A 14,911-nucleotide genomic window follows, 5' to 3' on the forward strand; every position below is an offset into this window, starting at 1 on the left:
CGAGCAGCAGGCGTTTCCGGTATGGCTTCGCTCGCTGGCTGTAGCGGCGGAGATGATGGCAACAGTACCAGTGATGGCACTGGTACCGGTGGTGGCAATGGAAACGGCAACGGCAACGCGACCACAGGTGGGACGGTCTACGACACCAAATTCGTTGCCGCGACCAACAACGGTGTTCCGGCGAACTTACACCTCAATCCGGATGCGACACAGAACTATGACGCCATCGCGGGAGCACATGTCTTCGAGCGGTTCGTCTCCTACAACTTCAATACCCAGGAGTTCGAGATGGCCGGGTTGGAAGACTGGTCCGTGGACGGCAAGACATTCACGCTCACTATCCGAAAGGACTTCAATTGGGACAACGGTGATCCAGTCACGGCCCAGGATCTGATGACGCAGTTCCGATTGCAGAAGAAGACGGACGCGGCAATCTGGGACTTCGTTGAGAGCGTCGAACAGGGCAAGGACGAAAAGACCGTTGTGTTAAATCTCAAGGAGAAGACGAACCCGCGTTTGCTCAAACATGCGATCGGATCACAGGGTGATCGGATTTACGCGCACCATCCGACGTTCAAACAGTTCCTCGACAAGGATGCCTCTGCTCTCCAACAGTTCAAGTACGAAAAGGATGTCGTCGGCAACGGTTCGTTCAGCTTCGAATCCAAGGACAAGCAGTCCTGGGAGCTCACGCGGAACAAGGAGTACTACAACGCGGACAAGGTGAATTTCACTCGGGTCCAGCTCCTGAACCGTGGAGACAACACGGCACTCCAGCAGGGACTGATGGGTGGTAAACTCGATGGCGTCTACAGTATGTTCGCGCCGCCGAATATCGCTAAGAGCATGCCTGGCCACGTTCAAGAGATAAATACGCCTGCGAAGTGGGGCTACGGTATCGTCTTCAACCACAACCACAATCACTTCGGCAAGGTCGCCGTTCGCAAAGCGATCGCACATGTTATCAACCGAAAGGCAGTCGCCGGAAACGCTGGGCCGCGCACAAAATCCACGCCTAAGGTCGCCACCGCAATCGCAGTCGACGACCAGGAATCTTGGCTCGGCGACGACATGGGTAAATTCGAGACCTACGGCGAGTCTGCCTCCCAGACCGACAAGGCTGCTTCCCTGCTTCGTGACGCTGGCTACACCAAGAGCGGCGGCGTGTGGAAAGACAGCAACGGTAACAAGATCAGTGCCCAGTATGTCACGCCAGCAGGCTGGACCGACTGGACGACCGCGACCAACACGGTCGTCGATCAGCTCAACTCCTTCGGGTTTGAGCTCGAAATATCTTCGAAGCCGATGGGTGATTACTTCGATGGCTACATCAACAACAATTTCGCGCTGGGTGCATTCTACTGGCTCCCTGGTGGCGCACGGTCGTCGTTCCCGTTCTTCCCGCTGCGCTGGGAGATGAAGTGCCCTGATATCAACGGCGGCCACCAGTTCCCGACTGGTGAGAAGACCATCCCCGGGATGGACGGTGACGAGATGACAATCAGCCCGCTCGAGGAGATTAAGAAGGTCGCGGCGATGACCTCCGAGAAAGAAGTGACGAATGTCGTTCGCCGTGTCGCCTGGCACCACAACCAGACGCTTCCCTTCCTCGGTGTCACCGAGAAGCAAGAACAGACATGGATTAGCAGCAAGAACTTCAACACCCCTTCGAAAGACGACGACGCATTGGGTGTCAAGTGGGCCACGCAGTGGCTGTCGCGCGTTGGCAAGCTAAGTGCGCAGGGTAACTAGAGCAAACGGTCGGCAAACAGGCAGCCAATCCCCCACTCCGAGACAACCATATAGAATGATTAAATAGTAAGATTATGGGTAACTATTACATACGCCGAACCACCAGAATGTTCGCAACCATCTTCCTGGTCGCGAGCCTGACATTCGGCCTGATTCGACTCCTCCCAGGCGGCCCGTTCACACTGCTCCGAGCGAGATTGCTGAAGAGTGGTGTGCCCGCCTCGGAAGTCGATGCACGCATCGCCAACTTACAGAACATCCAACCGGACGCACCGATATGGGAACAGTACTTACACTACATGCTCTCGGCCATGCAGGGTGACTTCGGACAATCTATCAAGCTCGGCGAACCAGTTTCACAGATCATCGCTGAGGCCGTTCCGTGGACCATCTTCGTCGTCCTCGTTTCAACAGTCCTCATCTTCGTCTTCGGGATCTTCCTTGGTGCGATCCAGGCCTACTGGGAAGGATCCAGATTCGACCAGTTGGTCTCGGGACTCTCGATCAGCCTCATGTCGGTCCCATTCTACGTCGTCGCTGTCCTATCCCTGTTCATCGTCGCCTATCAGCTTCAGTGGCTTCCGACGGCTGGGACGGTCGGAACCGACGTCGAGACAGGACTGACACTGGCGTTTTTCGTGAGTGCACTCAAACACGCGGCGCTGCCGATCTTCTCATACACAATCGGCGGCATCGGGGGACAGGCACTCGCGATGCGCGGCAACAGCATACAGGTGTTGGGGAACGATTACGTAGAGGTCGCCAGACTTCGTGGGCTGTCCGACAGACGCATCGCCACGTGGTACGTTGCCCGAAACGCGATTCTCCCAATGTACACTGGGTTTCTGCTGTTGCTGGGCTTCCGACTCGGCGGGACGATCATCCTCGAACGGATCTTCTCCTATCCCGGTCTCGGATGGTATCTGTGGTCCGCGCTCAAGTCGAACGACTATCCCCTGATGATGGGGACCTTCCTCGTCATCACCGTTGCACTCGTTATTGGTGTCTACATCGCTGACCTGACCTACAGCAAGATCGATCCGCGCATCAGTCGGGGTGACTCCGATGCCTACTAAGGCCGAACAACAGGAGAACATCAGCTGGCGATCAGACAGCACGGAATCGCCGGATGTGACGCTTCGAGACAGGGTCGCGGAGTACTTCGAGGAACGAATCCGCAAACCGGCGATGGTCGCTTGGGCGGACGGCCGAACGCGGCTCGGACTCCTTATCATGGGTGTCTACGTCGGGATGGCGATCGTCGCGATCTTCGACCTCTATCGCACCCCCTCGACCAACCAGGCACCGCGGCTGGTGGGGGCGTTCCAGAGCTGGGATCACCCCCTCGGAACGACGATGTCCGGGGTGGACTTGCTGTCGCTGATCATTCACTCTACACCAGACATCCTCCTAATGGTCGCTGCTGGTGGTCTCTGGGCGACGGTGATTGCCGTCGCCGTCGGAACGCTCGCGGGGTACAAAGGGGGGACGGTCGATCGGGTGCTTATGTCGTTCTCAGACGTCGTGATGGCTATCCCGGGCCTCCCGCTGGTCGTCATTCTCGCAGTGACGTTCAACCCGAAGAACCCGATCATCCTCGGGATTCTCATCAATGTCAACTACTGGGCTGGCCTGGGACGGTCACTCCGGTCACAGGTCTTGACTATCCGTGAGGACAACTACGTTGAGGCGTCCCGAACTATGGGTGTCAGTACGCCACGGATCCTGCTCAAAGACGTCATTCCGAACTTGATGCCGTACGTGACGGTGAACTTCGTCTTCGCAGCCCGGTACGTCGTGTTCGCATCCATCGGGTTGTTCTTCCTGGGTGTGTTGCCCTTCTCGACGCAAAACTGGGGCGTCACGCTAAACTACGCCTACAACGGTGGCGCGCTGTTCACATGGCAGGCAGCCCACTGGCTCATCTTCCCGATGATTGCCATCATGGGACTGTCACTCGCGTTGATATTGTTGGGTCAGGGGATGGACCGCGTGTTCAACCCTCGCGTCCGGACCCGGATGGCAGGGGAATCCGAATCGACCGCGAAGGACGACGACACAGGCATGACGGAGGTGCTCTGAATGGCTATCGAAAGCAAGCAACTGACCGAACTGGACGAAGTCGAAGACCCGATACTGGAGATCAAGAACGCGAGTGTCACCTACGACGGCGGCGAGACATACGTCCTCGACGATGTCACCTTCGCCGTCGAACGTAACGAGATTGTCGGTGTGGTTGGCGAGAGTGGCAGCGGCAAGTCGATGCTCGCATCCGCGATGCTCGACGCCATCCCTGCACCGGGCACACTCTCCGGTGAGATCCTCTATCACCCCGACGAGGACACGACCGTCGACGTGTTAACCCTGAGTGACGACGATCTCAGATCGTACCGGTGGGCCGATGTCTCGATGGTGTTCCAGGGCGCGATGAGTTCGTTCAACCCGACGATGAAAGTCGGGAGTCAGTTCAAGGACACACTCAAAGCACACGATCAAGAGATCGCCGAGGGGATGGTCTTCGCGCGCGAGCTCCTTTCGGACCTCTATCTCGACCCGGAGCGAGTGCTCGATTCGTATCCCCACGAACTCAGTGGTGGTATGCAACAACGTGCGCTCATCGCCTTGAGTCTCCTCCTGGAGCCGGAAGTCCTCGTCATGGACGAGCCGACGGCTGCGCTGGACCTACTGATGCAGCGGTCGATCCTGACGTTGCTCGAGGATCTCAAGGAAAAGTATGACGTGACGATGGTGTTCATCACACACGACCTGCCGCTGGTCGCGTCGCTGGCTGACCGGATGGCCGTGATGTATGCTTTCGAACTCGTCGAGGCCGGGCCGCGAAACCAGATCATCGACGACGCCGGCCATCCGTACACACGTGCATTGCTCAACTCGACACCGAACATCGACGCCCCACTCGAAGAGATGAAACCAATTCCAGGAAAGAGTCCCGCACCCGTGAACGTCCCGGACGGCTGTTCGTACGCCGATCGGTGCCCGCTCGCGACTGAAGAGTGTACCGTCTCCGATCCGAAGTTCGAGATGGTTGAGGACGACCACTCCGTCGCCTGTCATCACTGGGAACGAGCTAAAGACGAGATCGAACTCAACTTAACGGAGGCTAAAACGAGACAGACGGATGGGAGTACCGACAACGCGGGCTTCTATGAGGATAAGGGAGGTCAGCAATGAGCCGTCCGGACGCGACTGCAGGAGTCGCCAGCGAAGTCGACGGTGGTACCGATCCGCTGATCTCTCTGGACAACGTCGAAGTTTACTTCGAGAAAGAACAGGGACTGCTCGAGTTCTTCGAGGAGCCGGACGTCGTCAAAGCGGTTGATGGTGTCTCACTCGACATCCAGGAGAACGACGTTCTCGCGCTCGTCGGGGAGAGCGGTTGTGGGAAGACCACGCTCGGGAAGACGACCATCGGACTCCAGCGGCCGACTGGTGGATCTGTGAAGTACCGCGGTCGGGACATCTGGGAGACGAAAGCCGGGAACACCGATCTGTCGTTTTCTGATATTCGATCGTCACTACAGATCATCCACCAGGACCCCGGTAGTTCCCTCAATCCGAACCGACGCATCGTCGAGATTCTTTCCGACCCAATCACACTGACGCATCCGAGTGTGGATGGTAGTGAGCGACGGGAGCGGATTCATTCACTTCTGGAGCGAGTCGGAATGACGCCTGCCCAGGACTTCGCTGGCCGCTACCCGCACCAACTCAGCGGAGGCGAAAAACAGCGTGTCGCGCTCGCACGTGCGCTGCTCATGAACCCCGACGTCATCCTGGCCGACGAGGCGATCAGCGCGCTCGATGTCTCTTTGCGCGTCGAGATGATGGACCTGATGCTCGATCTCCAGGATGACTTTGACACCTCGTTCGTCTTCGTCTCACACGACCTCTCGAACGCGCGGTATTTCGCTGAACACGGCGATGGTCGCGTCGGTGTGATGTATCTGGGGAACGTGGTCGAAGTCGGCCCAGCAAAACAGCTCATCGAGAACCCAGAACATCCCTATACCAAGGTACTTCGCTGGGCAACGCCGAACCTCTCGTTGGACGCGAAAGAAGCGGGGGAGCCGCCCATGCGAAAGATTGACATCCCCGACCCGATCAACCCGCCCAGTGGGTGTCGGTTCCACACTCGGTGCCCGAAGGCCAGAGAGGTCTGTAAGAACCAACAACCAGGATTGGAACGACGTGATGACTCCCACCGTGTTGCGTGTTTCCGGTCCGAGGAGGATCATGAGTATTGGGACAGCCCCGAACTCGAAGATTGAACCGTCCGATCGCCTGGTCGGGACGATCGGGACGTTCATCACATCCGTCTAATAATATAAGACCATGACACTACGTGACGCGGTGCTCGATGCGATCTGCAGTCAGCGAGACCAGATTCCGATACTCCTGGCTGTCGTCATCGTTATGGGGCTGTTGCTTAGCTTCCCGTTGGTCCTGTTGAATCGTGGATCACAGGGGTACGTTATCGCCGTTATTGACGCGATACTCGTTACTCTCTGTCTGCTCGTCTTCGGGTCGGCCTATTGGTACTGTACGAAACGCGCGATGGAGAACCGTTGACACAGAAACTAGAAGAAGACGAAAGTGTAATTAGTATCTTGTATCGGAGAACGATAATAGACAGATGATCCAGTGCCTCTCGTCTGAGGCTTTTGTTCTCCATACCCTGACTGACTCTATCTATCTCCCAATCACTATCCTGTACACTGACGATATGAGTCTTGTCAGTTGAGGGGTCTTTGGACGTGATTACATTTGGACGCCCCATTGTGGGCAGTACCTCTCCTTCACCCGCAAGATATGAGAGTGCATTTCCAAATAACTGTGAACGGGCTGGAGAGTAAGAGTCATCTGAGGGAGAATGTAATCCATGTCCGATTCCAAGGACACGTCCCTCACCGACCTGCCAATGAAGGAAAGACTTCTGAGTTGGATGACGAACAGAGGATTCTACAGTGGCAGCCAGGACATCGCCATCGTATGGTGTTTGCTTACCATAATACACTACGAATTCATCTGTCTGGGATGCAGTGAGTATCTCTTGCTCGTTGAATCCCTTGAAAACGGGATCTTCGTCGTAAAGTGTTCGAATCAAAAATCCACTGGAGTCCACAGAACGTCCGTGCACGACATCTGGGTGCTGAGTTTCGAGCCCTCTCCAACATTATTTAAGCTTACTAATACGCACCGATAACATCACTGTATTTTTACTGTTTGTATAAATCCGGCAATATTCCAAAATAAGTTACTTATCGTGTGCTAGTAGCCGGTAGGCACTTGTGCGCGAGTAAGTGACATCGAACTGCTCGTCCAACAGCCGTTGAACGAGGGGTATACTCCACTCCTCAGCGTCATATCCGGCGTTTGCAGGTGGCTCATCTAGTAACTGGTAGACTTCGGATTTTTCTTCACGATCGAGTTTCGGTGGGCGACCCGGACGGGCCTTGTCGCTGGCTGCTTTGCGAATCGAGTTCTCCTCGAATCGGTGGAGCCAGTTGTACACCGTCTTACGCGAGAGCCCGTACCACTCGGCCAAGTCCGTTTGAGAGACGCCCTGTTTGTAGGCAATCGCCACCATGAGTCGCTTCGTTGCTTGCACGTCATTCACATTCTCGAGTGCATTCCGGAGTTCGTCAGTTGAGATGTTCTCCAAGTGGGACATTAAGTGACACTACGAATGTATCGTGTAAATAGTTTTGGTACAATCCACAAACCAGCGAGTCGGTAGTAGAGTAATATAACGCACGTATAAAAAAATAATCTACACTGCGGGAGTCCTTTAGGCAAATAGTTCTAAAGTGCAAGAATATCAAGTAAATCTTGATATTCTATATCTTGTTGAATAAAGTGGCTTACACCGACGAACCGCAGAATTGACGAGGATATCGACAATTCAAAGAGTACCGAGCGACGAAGTCAACATAGGAATGGCGAGTAAAGTACAACGAGTGATCGATGACTATGGATTAGGCGATTTCGGAGATACGCTTGAAAAGTACTGGCTTGGTGACGCTGACACGCAATACAGTCTTCGAGAGCTTGCTGATTTGCTTAATCAGGAAGTGCTACGTGCGGCACTAACCGACGCGGGAGTATCAACACTCGATGGAGAGGTCGAAAACATTTACCGCTTATTAACGAGTGATGAGGTTAGTAGCGGGGTACGGACAGAGACAGAAAGTGCACTCACACGTGACGGACTCAATGTCAAACAGCTTAAGCAGGATTTCGTCTCACATCAAGCGATTCATACGTATTTGACGAAATACCGGAGTGTGGACTATCCATCGCAAGACGACGAGGAATCCTCACGACTCGAAAAAGGTACTGAGAGGATTCAACGACTGCGCAATCGAACAACTGTCGTCACGAAGAAGACGCTAGAAGATCTTCGGGGTGCCGATCAAATCTCACTCGGTGATTTCGAGCTATTCGTCGACCTTCGCGTCGTCTGCAATACGTGTGGTAAATCCTTGACTGCTGACGAACTTCTTCAGGAAGGGGGCTGTGACTGTCCCACCGATGGTGACTGACTCTACAGCCCTCTGTCACCATTATAGCTCAACCCCTCCGCAATCCATTACAGGGGTATGTCTGTAATGTAACGTCGCTAAATATGAACTATTAATAAGGGTGGAGGGTAACCATCTTGTATGGAAATAGCGCGACAAGATCTGGCTCAGGTTGACCTGAGCGTTCGTAATATCGGTGGTATAGACGAGACAGAGGTTACCCTTTCTCCGGGTGTAACAGCACTCACCGGTCGCAACGCGACAAATCGAACGTCCTTCCTCCAGGCGATTATGGCGGCGCTTGGATCCGACCAAACATCGCTAAAAGGCGATGCCGATGAGGGGATGGTCGAACTGACGATCGGTGACGAGACCTACACCCGAACCCTTAAACGCCAGAATGGAACGGTCACAACAAGTGGTGATCCATATCTCGATGATCCGGAACTCGCCGACCTGTTCGCATTCCTGCTCGAATCGAACGAGGCCCGCCGTGCCGTCGCGCGTGGCGACGATCTCCGCGATCTCATCATGCGACCCGTCGATACGGACGCGATCCAGGCCGAGATCGAGCAGTTAGAAACCGAGAAACGCCAGCTCGACGACGAACTCTCAGAACTCGACTCGCTCAAACAGCAACTGCCCGGCCTCGAAGAGGAACGGACACGGCTGGAAACCGAAATCGAGGAGAAACAGGCCGAGCTCGCAGAGAAAGAAGCTGAATTGGAAGATGCGGATGCCGATATCGGTGAGACAAAGGCAGACAAGGCCGAACTTGAGACGAAACTCGACGAACTCAGTGATACCCGTTCGCGCCTCGAAGATGTCCGGTTCAAGATTTCGACTGAAGAAGAGAGTATCGAGGCACTCGAAGACGAAGCGACCGAACTGGAAACGGAAGACGCCGACCTCGCCGATACGCCGGCCGAGCAACTAGAGACCCTCGAAGATCAAATCCAGCAACGCCGTGCGCAAAAACAACGACTGGAGTCGACGATGGCCGAACTCCAGACGATCATTCAGTTCAACGAAGAGATGTTGGAGGGGACGAGTCCCGAACTGCGTGACGCACTTCAGACCGATGATGAGTCCACGTCATCGTCGGCTGAGTCGATTACGGATCAACTTGTAGCTGATACAGAGACGATCGGCTGCTGGACGTGTGGGTCGGAAGTCGAGAAACAAACGATCGAGAAAACAGTTGAGCGGCTTCGCGATCTCCGGGAAGAACACCTTGCTGACCGGAAGTCACTTGATGCTGAGATTGCCGAGCTGAAAGATGAAAAGCAGGCGCTTGAGGAGGAACAGCGCCAGCGTGAGCAGACTGAGCGACGACGGCAGCGACTCGAATCCGAACTCGACGAGCGCAAGACTCGTCTCGAAGAGCTCCGTGAGACACGAACTAACCTCACAGACGATATCGAAGCCCTCGAGAAGGAAGTCGAAGCACTCGAAGAAGAGGAATACAATGACGTATTGGATCTCCACAAAGAGGCGAACCAGCTGGAGTTCGAACTTGGTCGTCTGGAATCCGACCTCGAAGACGTCGAAGAAGAGATCACGTCCATCGAATCGCAAGTCGCTGAACGGGAGCAACTCGAAGCGCAACGGGAAGCGATTCAGGAAGAACTCGCGGATCTGCGGACGCGCATCGATCAGATCGAAGCGAATGCCGTCGACCAATTCAACGGCCATATGGAGACCGTCCTTGATATCCTCGATTATAAAAATCTCGACCGCATCTGGATCGACCGCGTCGAACGTGACGTCCGAGAGGGTCGCCGAAAAGTCACGAAAACCGTGTTCAACCTCCATGTGATTCGCACCGCTGAATCCGGCACGACCTACGAGGATACGATCGACCATCTCAGTGAGAGTGAGCGAGAAGTCACGGGGCTCGTTTTCGCGCTTGCAGGGTATCTCGTCCACGATGTGTACGAGAAAGTGCCGTTCATCTTGCTTGACTCGCTTGAAGCGATCGATTCCAATCGAATTGCAACACTCGTTGACTACTTCAGCGAGTACGCGGGCTACCTCGTCGCTGCACTACTGCCCGAAGACGCTACGGCACTCGATGATGAATATGAACGCGTGACCGAGATCTGATTACTTTCTTCCTCACATCACAGTTCTCGATTACATTGTAAAACCGCGCAACAAGGTGTTTAGCTGACTACCTTCCGAGGAAAGAACTCCGTTACAGTAACAGGACTGTAATGGGTGGCGTGAATCTGTTAGCTGCGACACAGCCGACGCATTCAAGACTATCGAATACTGGGTCTGGTCAGGAGTTATAGTGATTCGAGGAGAATACTGGTGGCTTTAGCCACCAGATGAATCCAACAATACATTAACAAACGATACCGTAGAGGGGTTCGTGCGTGGAAAACTGGCAGTTGACTCGGTGTTTGCCATGATGAGAGTCAAAACCAAACAAGTAAGCCGCCCACGCCGACAGTCGTTAAACAATCAGGTACCTCCAAGTCCCTCACCGGATAGGAGTAACGGTAGTGTGGCACTGCCACTGGCTGACTGTCCAGCAAACCTTAGACTCCCAACCTTCAGGATTGACCTGCCCGGCCAACACCGGGTGGGAGGCCCGCGTCTTCAGGCGCGGGAGGATGTCACGAGAGATGGCTCTAGGGGTATTGTCTACATAATCACCTCGGGAGATCGTCGGTCGAGTGCTTGATACGGTCGATTGAGGTAATTATAGCGCCTGAACTGCTGAACCCAGCGTCTTATGACCGGTCAATTGCCAACCCAGCTCGTATGGAAGCGGTCAGTTCACCGTTGTAGTGCCTTAAATCAATTTTCAATGTGGTTTCTGAGGCTGTAGTCAAGCCAATCTCTCACCTTCTTACTAAGAGATAAGAAAAGCTCTACATCACACAGCAGCGAAGAACTACTGGTGAAAACCTAAATAGAAACAAATAACAGAACGGTAATACCGCTTACTACGAGGTAATAGTACCTGATAACGCGGTTGTCATCAATAGGGAGTACGAAGTAGTAGACAGAGTGACCCACAGACTCGCAACCGAACCCGTAGGAGTGCTCCCACGGGTGATTACTCTAATGTTTAAACTTTAACCTTTGAAACAATTATATTGAGGTTGTCAAGAAAAGATTTTTCAAGGTAGTTCGAACTCAGCCACCACTGGTGCGTGATCCGACTCGGGGAAGAGTTTGTCAGATCGGAATGCGCCAGACTCGTCAGGCAGTATCTCGTTGTGGATCTCTGTCCCGCGGTAAAATGCGAGAAGCGGGCGAGAGACAAGGATGTGATCGATCATCTCCTGTTGACCGAGATGGAGCAGCGTATATCGCGAGGGTTCAGGCACCGTCGTCTCGCAGGGTACCATGATCCGAGAGCCCAACTCTGGATTATTCGTCTCCTCAACAGGGCCACGGATGGCGTTGACCGGGACGGAGTCAATGTCTGCGTTGAAGTCACCGCAGACGGCCACGAAGGCATCTTTATCTGTTTGTTCAGCTTCATCGAAAATGCCGTCGACGAGCTGCCTCGTCTCCAACGCCTGCCCAACGCGCTTTATCGAAGAGACGAAGTATCCCTCAGCCCACCCCGGAATCGAGTGCCAGAGGAACCGATCCTCATCATCGCGTTGCCCATTCACATCTGTCGGAATCTTCGACTTCAGGTGAACGTTGACGACGTGGATCGTCTGACCGTCACCGATGTCGAGTTCGGCGTGGAGTATTGGTCGCTCCCAGCGGATAGGTTCAGCCGTTTCGGGTGGGTCGGCTGTCACCTTTCGGTACTCAGGAACTGGTGCGTTGGGTTCGAGGTTCTGTCGGTATTGTGCGACTGATTCAATAGGAAATCGGCTGACTACGACAAGGTTTCGTTCGTTGTATGGGTCGCCGTCGCTCGACTTTGTCGTCTCTATGTGATAGTGTTCGTACCGCGTTCCTTGGAGGAGGCGTTGGAGGGCGAGGAGTTCTCGAGGGGTTCCGTGCGGTTCCTGCGCGTGAACCTCCTGGAGACAAAGCACGTCTGCGCGTATTCGCTCCAGTTGTGGCTTGAGAACTTCGATCCGTTCGTCGAGACTTGGATCCCATCGTGATCCGCCGTCTGTGTCATCAAGGTTTTCGAGGTTGAACGTCGCGATGCGTAGTTGCGTCGACATTTTTCGTTCCTCTATTAGTCTATTCGCTACTCAGCATCATAAACGTATACTGCTCCGGTCAACCTCCAGCACTTCGACCGGTGCTCGTTGTAGGGATAGTCACTCTGCTGGTCTCCTTGATATGGGTCGCTAGCGCATACCTCCGTCTTTAGGCGGAGGTCGAGCGGTAGGCATAGCCTCAGAATCCATGCACATCAGCAGGACTGGATTTCCATCGGCCGTAACGTTTACGTTGAAACAATGTATAAACTGAGCTATGAAGGATCGCTTCGAAATCAATGGTCACGAAGTCATCACGGGCGAGGTCAAACCCACGGGGAATGGCGCACACGTCCTCGTCCCCAAAGACTGGCGAGGCGCAGACGTCAAAATCGTCCGCACCAGTGACCCAAGTACCAACGAATAACTATGACCGAGGAACTCACGGAGACGCTGAAACTCAAACTTGTTGACCCAAATGCGCACAAACAGCGCAAGCTCCGTGAGACCGTCGACGCGTACAACAATGCGCTCCACGACGCGTTCGACCACAACTGCGACACCCAGACCAAAACAAATGACGTGGTCGTGGACTACGACCTCTCCGGGTACGCGAAGAACGCCCTCAAACAGTACGTCCCAAACTTGCTCGACGAGGACACGTATGATGCGGACGAACTCAAAGCGGGCACGCATCCCGTTCGGTTCACCAACGAGGGGCCACAACTCGACCACAAGCCACAGAACGCCATCGAATGGTACGTCAAAATCCCCCACCATGATGACTACCATCTATGGTTACCCGCACAACCTCCGGCGAACAAGCGCGACTGGCTCGAAGCCCTGTACCACGACGACGCGGAGATGGGTGAGTGCCAACTCATCGAATGGGATGGTGAGTGGTACTTTCACATGGTTGTGACGCGAACGGTCGACGTTTCCAGTTCGACGTCTGGTGAAGAACGGACGCCGATTGGGGTGGATATCGGGGAGGCTGCCTTAGCCACGGTGTGTCACCGTGACGAGCGCGGCACCCCGACCACACCCACCATCTGGAGCAATGAGAGTCGTGAAGTCCGTAGACTCCGGAAAACCTACTTCACGGCCACTCATCGCCTCCAACGACGCGAGGCAGACCGCCTCGTCGACGAGTATGGAGACGAGCTCTGGGCACGAATCGACCATCTCATCGACATCGTGTCGAGTGAAGTGGTTTCCCACGCCCGGGACGTCGAGAATCCTGTCTTAGTGATGGAAGACCTCCAACACATTCGTGAAAGTTTGGACTATGGCAAGTTCATGAACCGTCGGTTGCACGGGTGGGCGTTCGCCAAACTCCATGCGCAAATCACGTACAAGGCGGCGGAACACGGGATCCCCGTCGAGACGGTAAATCCCGCGTACACGTCGAAGAGGTGCCACGCGTGCGGCGAGCAAGGTTCTCGCCCATGCCAGGGCATGTTCACGTGTACGAACGCGTCGTGTTGGGTGTCAGAGTATCAGGCGGATATCAACGCCGCGCTCAACATTGCAGATAGATACGACCCTGCTGGAGAGAGCCAGCCCCGAACCGGCTCGAATTCGGGCGAGAAGGTGACTGGCGATGACTCTGGCGGGGATGGGGCCTGTTTGACCGGGCCACAAGATACGCTCGCGGAGACCGAACCTAGTACCCAGAGCGATACTGGCACTGCGGGGGCGAGGTAGATGAGGCGAGCGCGGATGCGTCTTGAAACCAGATGGCGTAACTGAAGGACGCCGAAATCCCATGGTGGGATTCCACGCCCTTTAGGGCGTGGAGGAGGTCAATCCCGTTTGTGGTTGCCTACCCGCTTCCGGAAACTATCGAAGTTGTCGACATGCATTTCGACAGCTAGCGTTTCGATGGCCCCGCCAGTTCAGGGGTGGAACGAACAGTCGCACTAATCCGATATAGCCGTTTCAGCGCGATTTGAAACTACTCACAGGAAATTTGGTCAGGGTATGTCGAGACTAATGGAACGACGGCCCGCGGTGGGTTCGGGAGCGCACCAGCGATCCGAACTACTTTCAAGTCCTACAACTACCGACCGTATCGCTGATGAAAGATCGAACCGCTAGGTTCCACCCGTTGGAACGACCTCGGAAACCTCTCGGGTCAAGTAGGCGGTGTATACCGCAATGATCGCCACTAGCACACCGGGGATGAGATTACTCCAGAACAGAGCAGTTCCCACTGAGGTCAGCGTAAATGAGACAAGAATCATCCAAACTCCTAATAGTGTTAGGAACATTGCACCGCTTAACCCAATGGATAGGCCGTTTGCCAACCGATAAGAATCGTAGCTCGCGATAAGGAATACCGCAAGGCCGATGATAATGTTATTCCAATACGCTCTTCAGAAGCAGATTGTTGGTCGGGGATAGCTGCCGCTAGAAATCGTAGCGGGCAAGGGTGACGCGTTCGCGTCACCCGATATGTTCCCATTTGAATTGCTGAACTCGGAG

12 protein-coding genes and 1 pseudogene are annotated in these 14,911 nt (G+C 54.6%); 10 read left to right on the forward strand and 3 right to left on the reverse strand.

The annotated features are described in order from the left end of the window. Positions 1 to 21: 21 nt before the first annotated feature. The 6 genes from ACR3FE_RS24935 (at position 22) to ACR3FE_RS24960 (ending at position 6,342) form a co-directional block, all read left to right on the forward strand. Positions 22 to 1,752, forward strand: a complete 1,731-nt coding sequence (locus ACR3FE_RS24935; protein ID WP_458210550.1) for an ABC transporter substrate-binding protein — start codon at positions 22 to 24, stop codon at positions 1,750 to 1,752. A gap of 74 nt (positions 1,753 to 1,826) precedes the next feature. After that, the gene (locus tag ACR3FE_RS24940; RefSeq protein ID WP_458210551.1) at positions 1,827 to 2,828 is read left to right on the forward strand and encodes an ABC transporter permease; all 1,002 of its coding nucleotides are present in this window, start codon (positions 1,827 to 1,829) and stop codon (positions 2,826 to 2,828) included. After that, positions 2,818 to 3,834, forward strand: coding sequence for an ABC transporter permease (locus ACR3FE_RS24945; protein ID WP_458210552.1), 1,017 nt, complete (start codon positions 2,818 to 2,820; stop codon positions 3,832 to 3,834). Before ACR3FE_RS24940 ends, ACR3FE_RS24945 begins: the two co-directional genes overlap by 11 nt. Next, entirely contained in the window at positions 3,835 to 4,944 is a 1,110-nt protein-coding gene (locus tag ACR3FE_RS24950) for an ABC transporter ATP-binding protein (RefSeq protein WP_458210553.1), read from the forward strand. It begins immediately after the preceding gene. Beyond that, positions 4,941 to 6,041 (forward strand): oligopeptide/dipeptide ABC transporter ATP-binding protein, encoded by a 1,101-nt coding sequence (locus ACR3FE_RS24955; RefSeq protein ID WP_458210554.1) that lies wholly within the window; start codon positions 4,941 to 4,943, stop codon positions 6,039 to 6,041. The genes ACR3FE_RS24950 and ACR3FE_RS24955 overlap by 4 nt, the downstream gene beginning before the upstream one ends. Before the next feature lie 64 nt (positions 6,042 to 6,105). Then, positions 6,106 to 6,342 carry a hypothetical protein gene (locus tag ACR3FE_RS24960; RefSeq protein WP_458210555.1) on the forward strand — a complete coding sequence of 79 codons (237 nt, stop codon included), beginning with the start codon at positions 6,106 to 6,108 and terminating at the stop codon, positions 6,340 to 6,342. Between the two features lie 685 nt (positions 6,343 to 7,027). Here the strand turns inward: ACR3FE_RS24960 and ACR3FE_RS24965 are convergent. Next, on the reverse strand, positions 7,028 to 7,444 hold the full coding sequence (locus ACR3FE_RS24965; protein WP_458210556.1) for a helix-turn-helix domain-containing protein: 417 nt from the start codon (positions 7,442 to 7,444) through the stop codon (positions 7,028 to 7,030). Between the two features lie 265 nt (positions 7,445 to 7,709). Between ACR3FE_RS24965 and rdfA the strand changes: the two genes are divergently transcribed. Next, positions 7,710 to 8,315 carry a rod-determining factor RdfA gene (gene rdfA, locus ACR3FE_RS24970; RefSeq protein ID WP_458210557.1) on the forward strand — a complete coding sequence of 202 codons (606 nt, stop codon included), beginning with the start codon at positions 7,710 to 7,712 and terminating at the stop codon, positions 8,313 to 8,315. 120 nt (positions 8,316 to 8,435) lie between these two features. After that, complete coding sequence (locus ACR3FE_RS24975; protein ID WP_458210558.1) at positions 8,436 to 10,400, forward strand: archaea-specific SMC-related protein; 1,965 nt, start codon at positions 8,436 to 8,438, stop codon at positions 10,398 to 10,400. A gap of 1,028 nt (positions 10,401 to 11,428) precedes the next feature. On the opposite strand, the gene ACR3FE_RS24980 is transcribed toward ACR3FE_RS24975, so the two are convergent. After that, complete coding sequence (locus ACR3FE_RS24980) at positions 11,429 to 12,445, reverse strand: endonuclease/exonuclease/phosphatase family protein (RefSeq protein WP_458210559.1); 1,017 nt, start codon at positions 12,443 to 12,445, stop codon at positions 11,429 to 11,431. Between the two features lie 256 nt (positions 12,446 to 12,701). On the opposite strand from ACR3FE_RS24980, the gene ACR3FE_RS24985 reads away from it, so the two are divergent. Together ACR3FE_RS24985 and ACR3FE_RS24990 are read left to right on the forward strand one after the other, a co-directional pair. Further along, on the forward strand, positions 12,702 to 12,851 hold the full coding sequence (locus tag ACR3FE_RS24985; RefSeq protein WP_458210560.1) for a DUF2080 family transposase-associated protein: 150 nt from the start codon (positions 12,702 to 12,704) through the stop codon (positions 12,849 to 12,851). A gap of 2 nt (positions 12,852 to 12,853) precedes the next feature. Next, entirely contained in the window at positions 12,854 to 14,131 is a 1,278-nt protein-coding gene (locus ACR3FE_RS24990; protein ID WP_458210561.1) for an RNA-guided endonuclease TnpB family protein, read from the forward strand. A 389-nt stretch (positions 14,132 to 14,520) separates the two neighbouring features. Here the strand turns inward: ACR3FE_RS24990 and ACR3FE_RS27830 are convergent. Further along, positions 14,521 to 14,787: pseudogene (locus tag ACR3FE_RS27830) on the reverse strand (hypothetical protein); the annotation flags it as partial. Between the last annotated feature and the right edge of the window lie 124 nt (positions 14,788 to 14,911).

Source organism: Haladaptatus rarus, from assembly GCF_054177585.1.